General features: G+C 61.9%; 13 protein-coding genes and 1 pseudogene. 5 read left to right on the top strand and 9 right to left on the bottom strand.

Going from position 1 to position 14,995, the window contains the following annotated elements:
* Positions 1–633: 633 nt before the first annotated feature.
* The 3 genes from ACSBPU_RS06285 to ACSBPU_RS06275 all read right to left on the bottom strand — a co-directional run bounded on the left by ACSBPU_RS06285 (position 634) and on the right by ACSBPU_RS06275 (position 3,877).
* A complete protein-coding gene (locus ACSBPU_RS06285; protein WP_442596526.1) occupies positions 634–843 on the bottom strand; it encodes a hypothetical protein in 210 nt (69 codons plus the stop codon).
* 68 nt (positions 844–911) lie between these two features.
* Complete coding sequence (locus tag ACSBPU_RS06280; protein WP_026485295.1) at positions 912–2,966, bottom strand: ParB/RepB/Spo0J family partition protein; 2,055 nt, start codon at positions 2,964–2,966, stop codon at positions 912–914.
* 83 nt (positions 2,967–3,049) lie between these two features.
* Entirely contained in the window at positions 3,050–3,877 is an 828-nt protein-coding gene (locus ACSBPU_RS06275) for a DUF932 domain-containing protein (RefSeq protein ID WP_026485294.1), read from the bottom strand.
* 197 nt (positions 3,878–4,074) lie between these two features.
* On the opposite strand from ACSBPU_RS06275, the gene ACSBPU_RS06270 reads away from it, so the two are divergent.
* Positions 4,075–4,263 (top strand): hypothetical protein, encoded by a 189-nt coding sequence (locus ACSBPU_RS06270; protein WP_026485293.1) that lies wholly within the window; start codon positions 4,075–4,077, stop codon positions 4,261–4,263.
* Between the two features lie 833 nt (positions 4,264–5,096).
* On the opposite strand, the gene ACSBPU_RS06265 is transcribed toward ACSBPU_RS06270, so the two are convergent.
* On the bottom strand, positions 5,097–7,082 hold the full coding sequence (locus ACSBPU_RS06265; protein WP_442596524.1) for a heavy metal translocating P-type ATPase: 1,986 nt from the start codon (positions 7,080–7,082) through the stop codon (positions 5,097–5,099).
* Positions 7,083–7,126: 44 nt separating this feature from the next.
* Positions 7,127–7,405 carry a metal/formaldehyde-sensitive transcriptional repressor gene (locus tag ACSBPU_RS06260; RefSeq protein ID WP_026485291.1) on the bottom strand — a complete coding sequence of 93 codons (279 nt, stop codon included), beginning with the start codon at positions 7,403–7,405 and terminating at the stop codon, positions 7,127–7,129.
* 271 nt (positions 7,406–7,676) lie between these two features.
* On the opposite strand from ACSBPU_RS06260, the gene ACSBPU_RS06255 reads away from it, so the two are divergent.
* Positions 7,677–10,181 carry a heavy metal translocating P-type ATPase gene (locus ACSBPU_RS06255; RefSeq protein WP_026485290.1) on the top strand — a complete coding sequence of 835 codons (2,505 nt, stop codon included), beginning with the start codon at positions 7,677–7,679 and terminating at the stop codon, positions 10,179–10,181.
* On the opposite strand, the pseudogene ACSBPU_RS06250 reads toward ACSBPU_RS06255, so the two are convergent.
* The 4 genes and pseudogenes from ACSBPU_RS06250 to ACSBPU_RS06235 all read right to left on the bottom strand — a co-directional run.
* Positions 10,155–10,319 (bottom strand): annotated as a pseudogene (locus tag ACSBPU_RS06250) (MFS transporter); the annotation flags it as partial. The gene ACSBPU_RS06255 and the pseudogene ACSBPU_RS06250 sit on opposite strands and share 27 nt — an antisense overlap.
* A 9-nt stretch (positions 10,320–10,328) precedes the next feature.
* Positions 10,329–10,586 (bottom strand): metal-sensing transcriptional repressor, encoded by a 258-nt coding sequence (locus tag ACSBPU_RS06245; RefSeq protein WP_080655610.1) that lies wholly within the window; start codon positions 10,584–10,586, stop codon positions 10,329–10,331.
* Positions 10,587–10,877: 291 nt separating this feature from the next.
* Entirely contained in the window at positions 10,878–11,516 is a 639-nt protein-coding gene (locus ACSBPU_RS06240; protein WP_026485288.1) for a hypothetical protein, read from the bottom strand.
* 119 nt (positions 11,517–11,635) lie between these two features.
* Positions 11,636–12,157, bottom strand: coding sequence for a JAB domain-containing protein (locus ACSBPU_RS06235; protein WP_026485287.1), 522 nt, complete (start codon positions 12,155–12,157; stop codon positions 11,636–11,638).
* A gap of 385 nt (positions 12,158–12,542) precedes the next feature.
* On the opposite strand from ACSBPU_RS06235, the gene ACSBPU_RS06230 reads away from it, so the two are divergent.
* From ACSBPU_RS06230 to ACSBPU_RS06220, 3 genes are read left to right on the top strand one after another with little or no spacing between them, the layout of a single operon-like run.
* A complete protein-coding gene (locus ACSBPU_RS06230) occupies positions 12,543–13,214 on the top strand; it encodes an SOS response-associated peptidase (RefSeq protein WP_026485286.1) in 672 nt (223 codons plus the stop codon).
* A 51-nt stretch (positions 13,215–13,265) separates the two neighbouring features.
* Positions 13,266–13,703 carry a LexA family protein gene (locus ACSBPU_RS06225; RefSeq protein WP_026485285.1) on the top strand — a complete coding sequence of 146 codons (438 nt, stop codon included), beginning with the start codon at positions 13,266–13,268 and terminating at the stop codon, positions 13,701–13,703.
* Positions 13,661–14,977, top strand: coding sequence for a Y-family DNA polymerase (locus ACSBPU_RS06220; RefSeq protein WP_051316446.1), 1,317 nt, complete (start codon positions 13,661–13,663; stop codon positions 14,975–14,977). Before ACSBPU_RS06225 ends, ACSBPU_RS06220 begins: the two co-directional genes overlap by 43 nt.
* Positions 14,978–14,995: the final 18 nt, after the last annotated feature.

Raw genomic sequence — 14,995 nt, 5'->3', positions numbered from 1 at the left:
GTCGGGCGCGGTGCATCCCGCAGGGACGGAAACGCAGTGGACGACCGGCAAGGCACGGCGATTTTGGGTGCGCGAGGAATGCGCGCCAGCGCAGGGGAAAATCGTTGTGCCGGACGGTTGCGCCGCATAGGCCCGAGCCAGTCATCGACTGGCGTGCCACAGACAGGATTCACGACAAACAAGGCCGCCGATGGGTCAGGACGCCGCGCAAGGAGCCACGGGCCAGATAGCGGACACTGCTTTCGCAGATAGCAAACCGTGCCGACTGCTGCCGATGGCCGTCGCCATCGTGCCCGCAAAGCCTGATTCCCGACAAGGCGTCCGTGTGATAACCCCCCCTGCGGATGTGGCGGCTTCAAGAGGTCGCACCGAACGGCCTGCCCAGACAAATTGGCTTCACCTTTCCGGCCACAGACTCGCCTGCGCGCCCAAAAGACGCAACCTGCCCGGTCGCATCCGAGCGCAGTCCCCCAGCCCGAAACCCGATTCGTCGGAGTTATCCACGGTTCTGGTGGGCAAGTCTGTGAATAACTGATGAAGGATTTGTTGCAGCCATTGACAGGACTTGCTTACGGCTGATGTGTTCATGAATTGACCAGACCCGGCATGGCGCCAGCGGACGGGGCTGGTGCCTCACGACCTGGTGGCCAAAAGCCACCACTGACTTTTCCGCAGACGTTTTCCGGTGTGCGGATGAAGGTCTGCCCACTCATCCTCTACCGTCCAGCCAGTCGGCGGACGGTAGAGGATGACGTCATACACGCCAAACCAGCGATGTGCCCAAACATCGCTGGTGCCGTTGGCGCTTGCTTGCGGCGCTGCGCGCAGATTGCCGCCCGTCATGGTAGAACTGCATTGAGCCATTGGGCTTGCATCCCGGCCCCGCTCGTAGGGGCCGGGATGCCTCATGCTTAAGCAGCAAGGGCATCAGCGTGATCGCAATCGGCTTGCTGCACTTCCGCGTCCGGCGACGCCATACCCTGTCCAGTCTGCCAGTAGTTAGGCATCCAGCCGGTTCCCGCCACCAGCCGTTCTGCCTCACTGACCAGCGCGGCCTTCTTGAGTTTAGACAGACGGCTGACCTCGCCGGGGGCATATTCGCTCACGGCTTGCAAAATCGCTGCCTTGGGCAGATGCTGGAAATAGCTTTCAGTGGTTGGTTGCCACCATGCCGCCATGTCCAGCCCGACAGCCTGAGCAAGCACCTGTCCGGGCTGCGGCGTGTTGGCCCGGGTCACCGTCAAGTTGACGGTCATGGCCGTGCAAAGCGCCAACAAGGCCAGCAGATCATCCTGCGGCATATCCAGCAAGACTGGCATCAAGGCTTCCGGGTCTTCGGGCAAGCGTTCACGCCATGCCTGCACCTGTTCCCGTAAAGCCACAGCAGCAGGCGAATCCGGCCAATCCGGGGCTGCCTGCTCAAAATCATCCTTCCGGCTTGCCTTCAATTCCAGCACGGATGACGACCAGTACCCGCTCTCCTGGATGGTGGACTGCACCAGATTGTGCGCCAGCGCGGCCAGCGCCACCTGCGGTTTGCGCGATAGTTCCACTTGCATGGCGGCGGTGCGGTGCGCGCTCAGGCGTTGCGCCAGCCGATCAGAAACAGCGGGCTTTGCGGGCGTGGAGTCGGTATCGTCATCCGCCTCTTGGGTTGCGCTGCCATCCTGCATAAAGCCCTGACGCAAGCGTTCCAGTGTATGCAGCGCCTTGGCTTCAGCTTCACGCAGCAGACCACGATGGATGACCGCCTGCCCTTCCCTATCAATACTGACCACCGCACCGGCCACGCTCAGCACGTCAGGCGCGTATGTATTCAGGCTGGCGTCGATGCCGGACAGTTGCGCCATCAGGGCATCCCGGCGCTTTTCCAGGGCGTGTACCTTGTCTTCATCTTCGGCTTCATAGGCATCGTCCAGTTCCGCATCGGTACGCTCGATACGGCCTTGCAGCACAGCGATGCGGCGGGCTTCGCGGGCGGTGGGTTCGCGCTGCATCTGCGGCGCAACATGAAACGCCTGCCGATCGGCATAACTGAACTGCGGCAATGCTTCGACCCATGCCCAACCTTCGGCACGCACCGGCTCGGTGAGCGCGTCCAGCTTTTCTCGCACCAGTCGTTCCAGCAAGGCGAAGTCATCCAGATAGATGCCGCTATCATCCTCGGCAAAGAGATCGCGGCGCGTTTTTCCGCCCGCAGCTTCGTAGGCGTCCAGCCCCACAAAGCGTACTAATGGATGGTTAGCATCCACTTCCCGTTCGGTCAGGCGCTCACGCAAGGCAGTCGGGCCACGCTGCCAGTCGGGCGCATCATAAAACGCGGCTTCTTGCGCGGCATGATCGTCGGTGATGGACAAGGCCATGAGTTGTTCCAGGCTGACCTGATCGGCGCGGTAGTCGGCCATCAGGCGCGGCGAGACGTTGGCCAGCTTCAGGCGGCGCTGCACCACCAGCGGCGTCACCCCAAAATCTGCGGCAATATCCTCGATGGGTCGGCCTTCCTTGACCAGCGCGCCAAAGGCTTCGAACTGATCGGCCGGGTGCATGGCTTCGCGCTGTACATTCTCGGTCAGGCTGGCCGTGCGGGCGTCCGATGCTTCCACCCGCAGGCAAGGCACCGGCCAATCGGCGTCCAGGCGCTTGGCCTTGACCAGCAGTTTCAAGGCAGCAAGGCGTCGGCCACCGGCCACGACATCGTAATGCTCGCCGTTGGCGGCGGCAGTCACGGTTAGGTTTTGCAGCAGGCCGACACGTGCAATGCTGGCGGCCAGTGCTTCGATGGACTGACCGGGCGTTTTACGCACGTTGCGCCGCGATGCCCGCAGGCGCGACAGCGGCACCAGCACGCGGTTGGGGGCTTGGACGTTTTCCGGCACGACAGGCATGGCATCGGTCATGCCAATAACAGCGGCGTTTCCAGCCATGCTGGCGACGGCTTGGGTTTCAGTGTGATTGATGGCGTTCATGATGAAATCTCCTTGAGTGATAGGAATGCAGCAGCAAATGACGCGGCAAGGGTTGCTGCCTGCCCCTGCCGCGTGAGGGGAAATCAGGCTTTCAACTGCCGCATGCCTTCGGCCAGCAGCCACAGGGCACGATTCAGTTTCAGGTTGGTGTCGATGCCCTGCACCGGGCGGGTGCGCTGGCTGCGGCCATTGGCGCTGCGACCGGACAGACCGCCCTTGATGAGGTTTTCTTGCAGACGGTTGAAGGTCATCCACAAATCACGCCGGTTATCGTCGTACCGGCGCGGCATCAGCACCTGATCTTCAGTGACGGGTGCGGGTTTATCAGGGTCGTCGTACTTGAGCGCCAGCGCGGCGCGGGCCAGTACGCGGGCTTCGCCATCGTCCAGCGTGATGTCGCGCATGGTTTCGCGGGATTGGCGGGCCTGCTCGAAGCCTTGCAGCACGGCATACGCGCCTTCCACCACCTGATCGGCCACATCGCCTTTGTGGGGTACGCGCACGTCGGCCACGGTGTCGCCGCACACCAGCCCGTTATGGCAGACAAAGCGGAACATGCCCGCCAGCATCTGATAGCTGCTGCTGCCATCATGCGAGTTCAACAAGATGATTTCGCTGGCTTCGGTGTCGTTGATCTGGCTGGCATGGCGCAGGCGCAGCATGTGTTTGGTGTGTTCGCGGCGGCTGTCATCGCGCACGCGCGTCTGACACACCATGAACGGTTGAAACCCTTCACGGCGCAACTGCGTCAGCACCTGTACCGTGGGAATGTAGGCATAGCGTTCCGAGCGGCTGTCATGTGGGGCATCCGCAAAGATGGACGGTGCGACTCGATGAATCTGGTCATCGGTCAAAGGAACGTCGCTGCGCAGCAAGGGTGCGTGAGAAGCGAAGCGGGAAGCAAGGCGCATGGTATTTCTCCTGACAAAAGTTGGTGTGCTGTTCACCGCACACCGGGTTCCTAGATTCGGAGCCCAAAGCTTTTCAGCTGTTGTGCGGTCGGCACGAAGACCCCGGTTGGCCTGGTTTGCCACCGTTTTCCTGAGTTCATCGCCCGCGGCGTCAGGAGCCCACGGACGAAGGGGCGTCAAGGAAACAAGCGTCAGGGTTGGTGCGGCCCGCAGGCATACGCCGAGGACACGGCCTGGCGCGCCTTGACGGCACGCGGCCACGGGCTACCGTCGCGGAGATTGGCGATGAGGGAAGGGAAACGGGTGAAGCCGGCAACGGCCTGATTGCGGTGCAGACCGCCCGCAAGCAAAGCGCGCAGGCCCGAAGCTGGGAAGCCGGGCCGTAGGCGTCAGCCGAGCGCAGCGAGGGAACGATGGAAGCCCGTCAGGGGCGAGACTCGCATGGCGAGACTCGATGCCGCGCACGACAGCGCGACCGGCCTGCCGACAGGCCGGGGACGTGCTAAACGGGAATCGTCGCAGAAGAACATATCAAGACATCAAGCGACAGCGATCCAACGACTTACCCGTACCTATCTCAATCCTCGAACCGTCACTAGTACTTTTCTACAGGCTCTGGAGCCGAATCGAGCGTATTTCTTATCAGGGCTTCTTCAGGATTGTCTTTCTATCGCAAGTCTTTAACGTGTTTGATCACGTTAGGCAGATTTCACACCTTCGTCCAGAAATCGAATCCTCCCTGCCTCTGTTTCAAGGAGGTGCATCAATTTTTTTCTTAAAACTGAGCTTTGCTTGTTCGGCCTCCTTGAAGTTCAAGCTAGACCGCTAAGCGGTGCTGCACGCGCAGTCTGAATGAGAGGTGGTTGTTTCAGAGAAATTGATCCCACCTGTGCTAAATACGTTCATCACGAGGAATCGAGGGTTCCCACGAGGCAACGCAGATGCTGAAGGCCTTAGCTGAACCAAATAGAAGCGGACTGACTGCGTGCGACCAGGCGATCGGTTAATACAGAGCGTTATGATGTAACCTTGAGGCGCCAGAGGACACTGCTCGGCGGCAAGGACGGTGTCGATTGGGCAGCGAGCCCTCGTATTTCTACCTGCAGAAGACGACGCGATAACATCAACTCGGTGCGAAGTAGACTTTACCCCATCCCAAGGCTACTCTGATGAAAAACCAGATGATGATGACGAGCCAATCGCGTTCGTCTTACCACTCTCAGTGGCGGCTCGGAGCAGCAACGTCGGCGGGGTTGGCCGCCGGCGCATCGCCCACCGAAGCGAGCGAATTGCGACGCGCCTCCGGCAATAGACGTGCTGAGTTAAGGATGAACGTCAGCTCCGAAGCCACGTGAATGAAGGCGGCAAGCAGAGGACCTAACAATCCGAACGCGGCCAGCGCAATGCCCAACAGATCGATGCCGATCGTGCCCACGAAGTTCTGCCAGATGATGGCGCGCGTACGCCGCGCCACTTTCATCGTGTCGACAAAGCAGGCTAGGTCGTTGCCCAGGAGCACGATATCGGAACTTTCCTGCGCCACGTCGGTACCGGACCCCATTGCAACGCTAACGCTTGCTTCTGCCAAAGCCGGGGCATCGTTCACGCCGTCGCCGACCATCGCCACCATCCGCCCCTGTTTCACCATCTCGGCCAGCCGGGCCAGCTTGTCTTCGGGCAGCAATTCGGCTTCGACGTTCTTCAAGCCGAGTTCGGCGGCGACGGCGGTTGCGACCCGATGGTTGTCGCCTGTCAGCAGCACCGTTCGCACGCCCATGGCATCCAGCGCGGCGATGGCCCGCTTCGCTTCGGGCCTGATCGTGTCGGCGATGTCGATGGTGCCCAGCAGACGTCCGTCTTTGGCAACCACCACCTCGGTGCAGGCTCCGAGATCACGGGGCGGCGGCATGTCGATACCGTTGTCGGCCATCCAGGCGCGGTTGCCGACGAAGATCGTGGCACCGGCCAGTCGCGCCGAGATACCCCGGCCTGGCGTATAGCCGAAGTGCTCCGGTTCCCGTACTTCGCGTCCTTCGGCTTTCACGCGGCTCAGGATGGCCTTGCCAAGCGGATGCTCCGAGCGGATCTCGGCGGTAGCCGCAGCATCGAGTAGCGCCGCAGCCGGGACGCCCGCCACGGGCGTGACGGACTGGATCTCAGGACGGCCGTAGGTCAGCGTGCCGGTCTTGTCGAGCACGACGGTATCGACCTTGCCCAGTGTTTCGAGATGGACGCCGCCCTTGATGATGGCCCCCAGCCGGGCTGAGCGGCCGATGCCGCCCAGGATCGCCAGCGGTGTTCCAGCGGCGATACCGCATGCGCCGGCGACGATGATCACCGAGATGGTCGCGCGCATGTCTCGCGTGATGAGCCAGGTCAGCACGGCGGCGCCCAGCGCGAAGTACACCAGATAGCCGGCGAGCCGGTCCGCCATCCGCTGCACAGGCGCCCGCGAGCGCTCGGCGCGCTCCACCGCCTCGATGATGCGGCCATAGCTCGTATCGCGGCCGATGCGCTCGGCGCGAATCTCCAGCGCGCCCGACTGGTTGATCGCGCCGGCATAGACGCGCGCGCCTTCGGTCTTCTCGACCGGCATCGACTCACCGGTGATGCGCGATTCGTCGGTGAACGAGTGGCCGGAGACGACGACGCCATCGACCGGAAGGCGCCCGCCGGGGGAAACCAGGATCACGTCGCTCACCGACAGTTCCTCCGCCGCGACGGTCTTGATGGCGTCCGTCCTGCGCACCGACACCTCGCGTGGCAGGAGCTCCAGCAGGTCCCGGATCGCCTTGCGCCCGCGGCCGACCGTCAAGCCTTCCAATACCTCCGCGATCAGCACGAACAGCGTGATCACCAGCGCAGTGAAGAACTCGCCGATCGCGGCCGCGGCGACGATGGCGATGGTCATCGAAAGCTCCATCGTCATGCGCCGGGCCAGCGCGTTTTCCAGCGCTTCCTTGAGGATCGGCCAGCCGCCGATCACCAGGCCGATAACGCCGATCATGCTGAACGCTGGATACGGCTCCCACCACTTGAACCAGACCGCAGCGGCAGCGACTGCGACTAGGCAGATGCGCAGCGCCTCTTTCCAGTCGAAGGGATGCTCGTGATCGTGGGCATCATCATGGTCGTGGTCGTGATCTTCGTGGCTCTGCTGAGTGAGCCCATGGTGGTCGTGCGGCTCGTTGTGTGATGTAGACATCTTGGATGTCCGGGAGGGTTTGCGCGCGACAGGCGCGACTGGATTCACTTCATATAGGCGCGAAGAATTGCGATCAGCTCGGCTGCGCCTTGCTCGCGGATGCCGTCGCCGGGGTCTTGCGGGTTGGCGATGTGCGAGTGGATGTGCCCCTCGATCACTTCGCGCATCAAGCCGGTCAACGCGCCTCGGGCCGCAACGATCTGGTGGAGAACGTCGGCGCATCCCTTTTCTGCTTCCAGTGCGCGCTCGATCCCCTCAAGTTGCCCCTTGATGCGACGTGCACGGGCGAGAAGTTTGGGTTTTTCCTTGACGGTGTGGCTCATAGTTTCTGTTGCTATTGTGACATAGGGGGGTATGGTATATTAGACTGGAACTTTGGTACAAACAAGGACGGTGTCAAGCCTCCGTAGAGTCGAAACAACCTCGTTGTTGCCTGACAGACTATCGACACTGCGGTGATCGTTATGCCGCATGCAGCCAGTCCGCGACGTTGGTAAGGACGCGCCCGAGTTCGTGGTGGACGCTGAGGCGCACCACGCCGAGGTTGCGAGCGCTTAGGCTTCGCAGACTTTCTCAAGCCATCTGATCGTGAATATGAACAATAAACTTCGCCTCGACATTCCCCTCGTACTGCCGCAGATTGCGGATGCAGAAGATGCCATCGTTCGACGCCTGATCGACGACCTGCAAGGCCGTGAAGGCATTGACAAGGTGCATGTCCGAACGGCGCAGGGCGATGGCCCGGCGCAGTTGTGCATCCACCATGATCCCGAGTTGCTGCCGCTGGCCCGCATCCGCGAGATCGTGCGGGCAGCAGGTGCGCAGATCACGGACCGCTTCGCGCACGTGCTATGGCAGACCGAGGGCATCGGCCATGCGCGGCGCGCCAGGACGGTGTCCGAGCTGCTGCGCGGGCTGCCGGGCGTGCTGGATGCCCAGGTCAGCGCGACCGGGTTGGTTCATGTGGACTTCGACCGGCAGGCAGTCACGGAGCAGGCCATCCTCAAGTCGCTGGCCGATGCCGGGGTAAAGCAGCTTGAAAGCTCGACGATCCCGGCGTCCGCGGCGCACGGCGAGCCGGGGCATCGTCACGAACCGGGCGAGAAAGGCGAACATGGGCATGCGCACGGACAGGGAGGCCTGTTCGGCGCCAATACCGAAATGATTTTCGCGTTGGCCTGCGGAGCGCTGCTGGGCATTGGCGTGGCGATCGACAAACTGTTGACGGGCACGCCCGGCTGGCTGCCATTGGCCTGCTTCGTTCTGGCTTATTTCTTCGGCGGCTTCTACACGCTGCGCGAGGCGATCGACAACCTCAAGCTCAGGCGCTTCGAGATCGACACGCTGATGCTGGTGGCCGCCGCTGGCGCCGCGGCGCTGGGCTCCTGGGCCGAAGGCGCGCTGCTGCTCTTCCTCTTCAGCCTGGGTCATGCACTGGAGCACTATGCGATGGGCAGGGCCAAGCGCGCCATCGAGGCGCTGGCCGAGCTGGCGCCGGATACCGCGACGGTACGTCGTGACGGTCAGACGAAGGAGATCCCCGTCGAGGAACTGGTTGTCGGCGACATCGTCTTGGTGCGGCCCAACCAGCGCCTGTCGGCCGATGGCTTCATCGTGCAGGGCACCTCGGCCATCAATCAGGCTCCGGTCACCGGAGAGAGCATGCCGGTGGACAAGCGCCCGGTCGAGGATGCAGCCAAGGCGCGCGCCCGTCCCGACAGCGTGGATGCGGCGTCGCGCGTCTTCGCCGGCACCATCAATGGCGCAGGGGGCATCGAGGTAGAAGTGACGCGCCGCTCCAGCGAATCCGCCCTGGCGCGAGTCGTGAAGATGGTCAGCGAGGCGGAAACACGCAAGTCACCCACACAGCGTTTCACCGACAAGTTCGAGCGTATCTTCGTGCCCGCTGTGCTGGGGCTGGCCTTCCTGCTGCTGTTCGCCTGGGTTGTGGTCGATGAGCCGTTCCGCGACAGCTTCTACCGCGCCATGGCTGTGCTGGTGGCGGCCAGCCCCTGTGCGCTGGCGATTGCCACACCCAGCGCAGTGCTTTCAGGTATCGCCCGGGCCGCGCGCGGCGGCGTTCTCATCAAGGGCGGCGCGCCACTGGAGGAGTTGGGCTCCCTCGATGCGATGGCCTTCGACAAAACCGGCACGCTGACCGAGGGCAAGCCGCGCATCACGGATGTGGTGACGGTCGATGGCACGAGCGAGGAAGAGTTGCTGTCCGTGGCGGTGGCGGTGGAGTCGCTCAGCGACCACCCCTTGGCCGCCGCCATTGCTCGGGATGGGCGCGAGCGCCTGGGTGCAACGCAGCCACCGGATGCCGATGGCCTGCAGAACCTGATCGGCCGTGGTGTCACCGCCAAGCTGCAGGGCGAGACGGTGTGGATTGGCAAGGTGGAGATGTTCGGCACAGAGGGCGTGCCAGCGCTGGGGGCCGCCGCCCAGGCGGCGATCGAGCGTCTGCGCGAAAGCGGCCGCACGACCATGGTGGTGCGGCGCGGTGACCGCGACCTGGGCGCCATCGGGCTGCTGGACACGCCGCGCGCTGGCGCGAAGCAAGCCCTGCAGCAACTGCGCGACCTGGGCATCCGCCGCATGATCATGATCTCCGGCGACCACACGAAAGTCGCCGAGGCCATCGCTGGCGAGGTCGGCCTGGACGAGGCTTGGGGCGATCTGATGCCCGAGGACAAGGTCGAGGCGATCCGCAAGCTGCGGCAGACGACCAAGGTGGCGATGGTCGGCGACGGGGTCAATGATGCGCCCGCGATGGCCAATGCCACGGTGGGTGTCGCAATGGGCGCCGCCGGTTCGGATGTCGCGCTGGAAACCGCCGATGTGGCGCTGATGGCGGACGATCTCAAGCACCTGCCGTTTGCGGTGGGTCTGAGCCGGCACACGCGTTCGGTGATCCGCCAGAACGTGTTCGTCAGCCTGGGCATCGTGGCGCTGCTGGTGCCGGCGACGATTTTGGGGCTGGGCATCGGCCCGGCCGTGGCGGTGCACGAAGGGTCCACCCTGCTGGTGGTCTTCAATGCGCTGCGACTGCTCGCCTATCGCAATCCTGCCGAGACTGATAGCCAGCGCCATACCTAGCACGGCTCCGGCGTCCGCGCCCGCCAAGTCATAAGCGAGCAGGCCAAGTGCTACAGTCATCAGGCCGGTACCAACGAGCGCGATCACCTGCGCGGCGAACAGGTGGCGATAGGTGCGATTCTTAAGGACAGCAAGCATCAGACGACCTCAAAGGAGTTTTGCCAGTGCCTTCATTTCAGTCAGGACGGAAGCTGCATCATGGTCAAGGCAATGGTCGATGTGATCGTGGATCAGCGCACGCTTTGCTGCCGTCACCGCGCTTTCTACCGCCGAGAGCTGGCGGGCAATATCAAGGCAAGGTTTCTCCGCCTCGATCATGCCGATGACGTGCCGAAGGTGGCCTTCGGCGCGCTTGAGCCGCTTCACCACGTCGGGATGGCTGGTGTGTTTGTGTGATTCTGTCATGAGAAAATTATATCCCCCCTGGGGGGTTATACCTAGCAAAACTCTGCGCCGTCACAGAGGGCGCCACGCACTTGCTCGGTGCAGAAAGCCGGATCGTAGGTTAAGTGAGCTCAGCTAGGGAACGATGGAAGCCTGCCAGCGGCGAGATTTGCCCAGCGAGGCTCGATGCCACATACCACACCGCGCCCAGCCTGCCGGCAGGCTGGCTACGAGCAGGACAACAACCCTCACGAGAGAACGCTTTAAGACATCAAGCAACATCAACAGGCCAACAACGCATTTGTAAACATCTCAATCAAGAACCCGCACCCTATCCGACAGGACGGGCCGAGGTGTGGGATTAAACGTATTTCTTATCTGTAGCTCGACTGGATCTATCTTCTGCTTCAAGGCCTTCACTTTTTCGATCATCTCAGGAACGCACCAGTGCTTGCCCTGAAAGCGAAACGTCTGCAACTCCGGTTCAAAATGCCGCATCACACTCTTGCGTTTCGCATTGAACTGTTTGATTGGAACATCCCACGAACCGATGCAGTCCTGCCAAATGTCTCTGGGTGTTCCATCTGCTTGATCAGCCCAGCAATCCAAACGCTCATCGAAGTGATCCAGATCATTGCGTATGCTTCTTTCTCCCAGAGGATGCCCGCAATCAGGGAGTTCAAGCAGGGAACGCAACTCTTGCGCGCGCTCATTTCGACGTTTACTTTTGACGCTATCCCCTGGCCAGAGCAACTTTGAAATATTCGCAACGTGCGTCAGCATGCTATGCACGTTGCGGAAGACCTCTGCCGTCTTCATGGCACCATCTTCGATGGATTGCATAGGTTCGGTTAGCGCGAGCGTCTGATTCAGAGCATTGCCGGCCTGCAGCGCCATACGGCATTGCGCCTGTATCTCCTGCAAGTAGATCAACTGATGCAAAAGGTCCATGTCTACTGCTCCAAAATAATGGTCGTTCTACGTACCCCCTGTCCAACGCCCACGCACTGCAAGCCTATTATCGAGAATGCTCTCGCATTGGGGAAGCCGTCAGGCTTCCCCTTGATGGTTCAGAGCAGTCCGGCCTCCGCCATCGATACGACCGTCGCACCAGCCACGATGAAGTGATCCAGCACCCGCACGTCGACCAGCGCCAGCGCATCCTTCAGATGCTTGGTCAACGCGATGTCTGCACGGCTAGCCTCACGCGCGCCGGACGGATGGTTATGCACCAGCATGACTGACTGGGCATTCTTGGCCAACGCGAGCTTCACCACCTCCCGTGGATAGACCGCCGACTGATTGACGGTGCCGCGAAACGGCTCCAGGTACTCAACCAACCGGTTCTGGCCATCGAGCAGAATCAGCCCGAAGACTTCGTACTCTAACGCCACATTCAGACGCAACCGCAGGAACTCTTTGACCAGCGCGGGACTGGACAAGTCGTGCCCGCGCAGATCGTCGGCATTGACCAGTTCGCGTGCCACCGCCAGGATCTCCTTGCGGCTGGCTGGGCGCATGGCGCCGTCTGCTTCACGCACCAGCAGTGCTTCAGCGTTCAGGGGTTCGAGGGAAAGATCGTATTGCTGCATGTCAGCCTCCGGTTCGGAATCAGGCGGAATTGCCTGGAACCGAAGGGGTCATGCCGCAGCGCATAGGGTCACAGGGTCGTCAGACGGCCATCGGCCGCCAGCGCACATGTGCGCGCCGCCCTTGAGCCCGAGAACGGCATGGCACACTGGGAGGAAACAAGGCCGCCACTCTCTCTCACTGGGTTTGAGGCAAGTGCCGACAGGCACGCGGCAGGCGTCAGGGGGTCGCAAGGCTGGCTTCGCCAGTCCCGCCAGGTATGAGCCCCGGCGAACCTGGAGCCGCCCGACCCGCCCTCGGCGGGTGACGCACAACCCATCAAAAGGCCGTTTGTTGAGGAATTTCTTATACTGTTCAAAGGCTTTCTTGCTTGCGGGAGGGTGTGATATGTGTGGACGTATCAATCAGCCTGACTCAGCCATCGAGTACGGCAAGCAGCTTTATCCCGAGCATCCGGAGTTGTTCCGGCAGCTTGGCGCGGGTCCGCGCCACAACGTACCGCCTGGCACCGAACCCATCACCCTGCATCAGCTCACAGGCGAGCCTGCCGCGACCCGGCTATTCTGGGGCTATCGCCCGCACTGGTTCGACAAGGCTCCAGTGATCAACGCACGCCTTGACACCATCCTCAAGAAATCTCCCTTCTGGCGCGCGACGCTCAAGCACAGGGTCATCGTCCCCGTTGCGGGATGGTTCGAATGGACAGGGGAAAAAGGCGACAAGCAACCGTGGTTCATCCACGCCCGTGACGGTCAGACCATTTTCCTGGCCGGCGTCAGTGCCGGCAAAGTCGATGCAGAGCCTGGCCCCGAAAGCGGCTTTGCCATTGTCACGGATGATTCGGCGGGAGGCATGGTGGACATCCACGACCGGCGGCCAGTCGCCTTGAAGCCCGATGACGCCCGAGAATGGCTGGATCCAGGCCTGGAGGTCGAGATCGCGCTGGAACTGCTAAGCACCGCCCGAGGCGAGAGCGCCTTCCAGTGGCACCCAGTGACGCGGCGCATTGGCAATGCCCGCTACCAAAGACCGGACGCGACCACCCCGATCCAGCCGTAACAACTAGAACTGGCATTTTTGAATATACTGTATTTTTATACAGTTATTTCTATGAATGCTCCTCTCCCTCTGGCATCACTGCCGTTGGAGTGTTGGCACGTCGAAGCAGTGGCCCAGTGCGGTTTTCCATCCCCGGCCGACGATCACACTCAACGCAGGATAGACCTTAACGACATCCTCATCCGCCAGCCCGATGCGACTTTCTACATGCGCGTGCGGGGTGCGAGCATGCGCGACGTCGGCATCGACGACGGCGACTGCGTGGTCATCGACCGTTCGCTGGAAGCGCGGCATGGCGACATCGTTCTTGCCGTGGTGGACGGCGAGTTCGCCGTCAAAACCTTGTTCAAACGCAACGGCAAGGTCGTGCTCAAACCGGCGAACCCGACTTTTCCCGACATCGTCATCCGAGAAGGCCAGGAGCTTCATGTCTGGGGAGTGGTGACATGGGTCATCAAACAGGCCAGCCGGCGCAGCGCATCGCGCTGATCGACGGCAACTCGTTCTACGCATCGTGTGAGCGCGTGATGCGCCCAGCGCTCATGGGCAGGCCCGTCATCGTGCTGTCCAACAACGACGGCTGCGCGATCGCCCGTACGGCCGAGGCCAAGGCGATGGGCATCAAGATGGGCGCGCCCTGGTTCCAGATCAAACACCTGGAAGCTGATGGACTGGTGGCCCTGTCCGCCAACTTCGCGCTATATGGTGACCTGAGCGACCGCATGATGCGTGTCATCGGGCAGTTTTCACCGCGCCAGGAGATCTACTCGATAGACGAGAGCTTTCTTGATCTGACCGGTATACCAGGCTCGGGCCGTGACATCGGCACGGCCATCCGCCAGCGTGTCGCCCAGTGGGTGGGCATCCCCACCTGTGTGGGCATCGGAGCCAGCAAAACCCTGGCCAAACTCGCCAATCATTTGGCCAAATCGCTACCAAAGCTGCAGGGCGTCTGCGACCTGTCGGGCCTGCATCATGACGCCCTGATGCGCGCCATCCGACACGTGCCCGTATCGGAAGTCTGGGGCGTAGGTCGCAAGCTGGCGCCCAGGCTGCAAGCCTTGGGCATTCAGACTGCCGCTGATCTGGCGCGTGCGGACTACAAAGTCCTGCGCGACAAGTTTTCGATTGTCGTTGCGAAAACAGCGCGAGAACTTGCCGGAGAGTCTTGCATCGACTGGGAGGATACGCCACCTCCCAAACAGCAGATCATGTGCTCAAGAAGCTTTGGTCAGCCTGTCAGGGACTTTGAAGGGCTGACCCAGGCGCTGAGCCTGTTTACGAGCCGCGCCGCCGAGAAGCTGCGGGCGCAGGGCTCGATGACAACAGCCATTCACGTATTTGCCCGCACCAGCCCATTTCGCCAGACGGCGCAGTACAGCGGCAGTGCGGTCGTTCCGCTTGGATTCCCTGCGGATGACACTCGGGCACTGATCGCTGCGGCCCGGCGCGGTCTGCAAAAGCTGTACCGGGATGGCTACGACTACGCCAAAGCCGGCGTGTGCCTGCTCGACGTGCAGGCGAAGCAGCAGGCCCAGGCACAGCTGCAGATTGACCTACTCGGCGAGGAACCGACCTCAGGCGAGCCGCGAGGCAGCCGCGCCATGCTTGCCCTGGATAGCCTCAACACACGCTATGGCCGCGAGACCGTGAAGTTGGCCAGCAGCGTTCATCAAGCGAAAGCTGCGTGGCAGATGCGCCAAGAACGGATGTCTCCGAGCTACACGACGCGATGGGAGGATCTGGTGGAAGTGTGGCGCTAACTGTTACTATTCACTTCA

The organism is Parapusillimonas sp. JC17 (genome assembly GCF_052180245.1).
GTDB lineage: Bacteria > Pseudomonadota > Gammaproteobacteria > Burkholderiales > Burkholderiaceae_B > Parapusillimonas.
The sequence above is the reverse complement of the archived record's forward strand: the minus strand, read 5'-3'. Positions and strand labels throughout refer to the sequence as shown.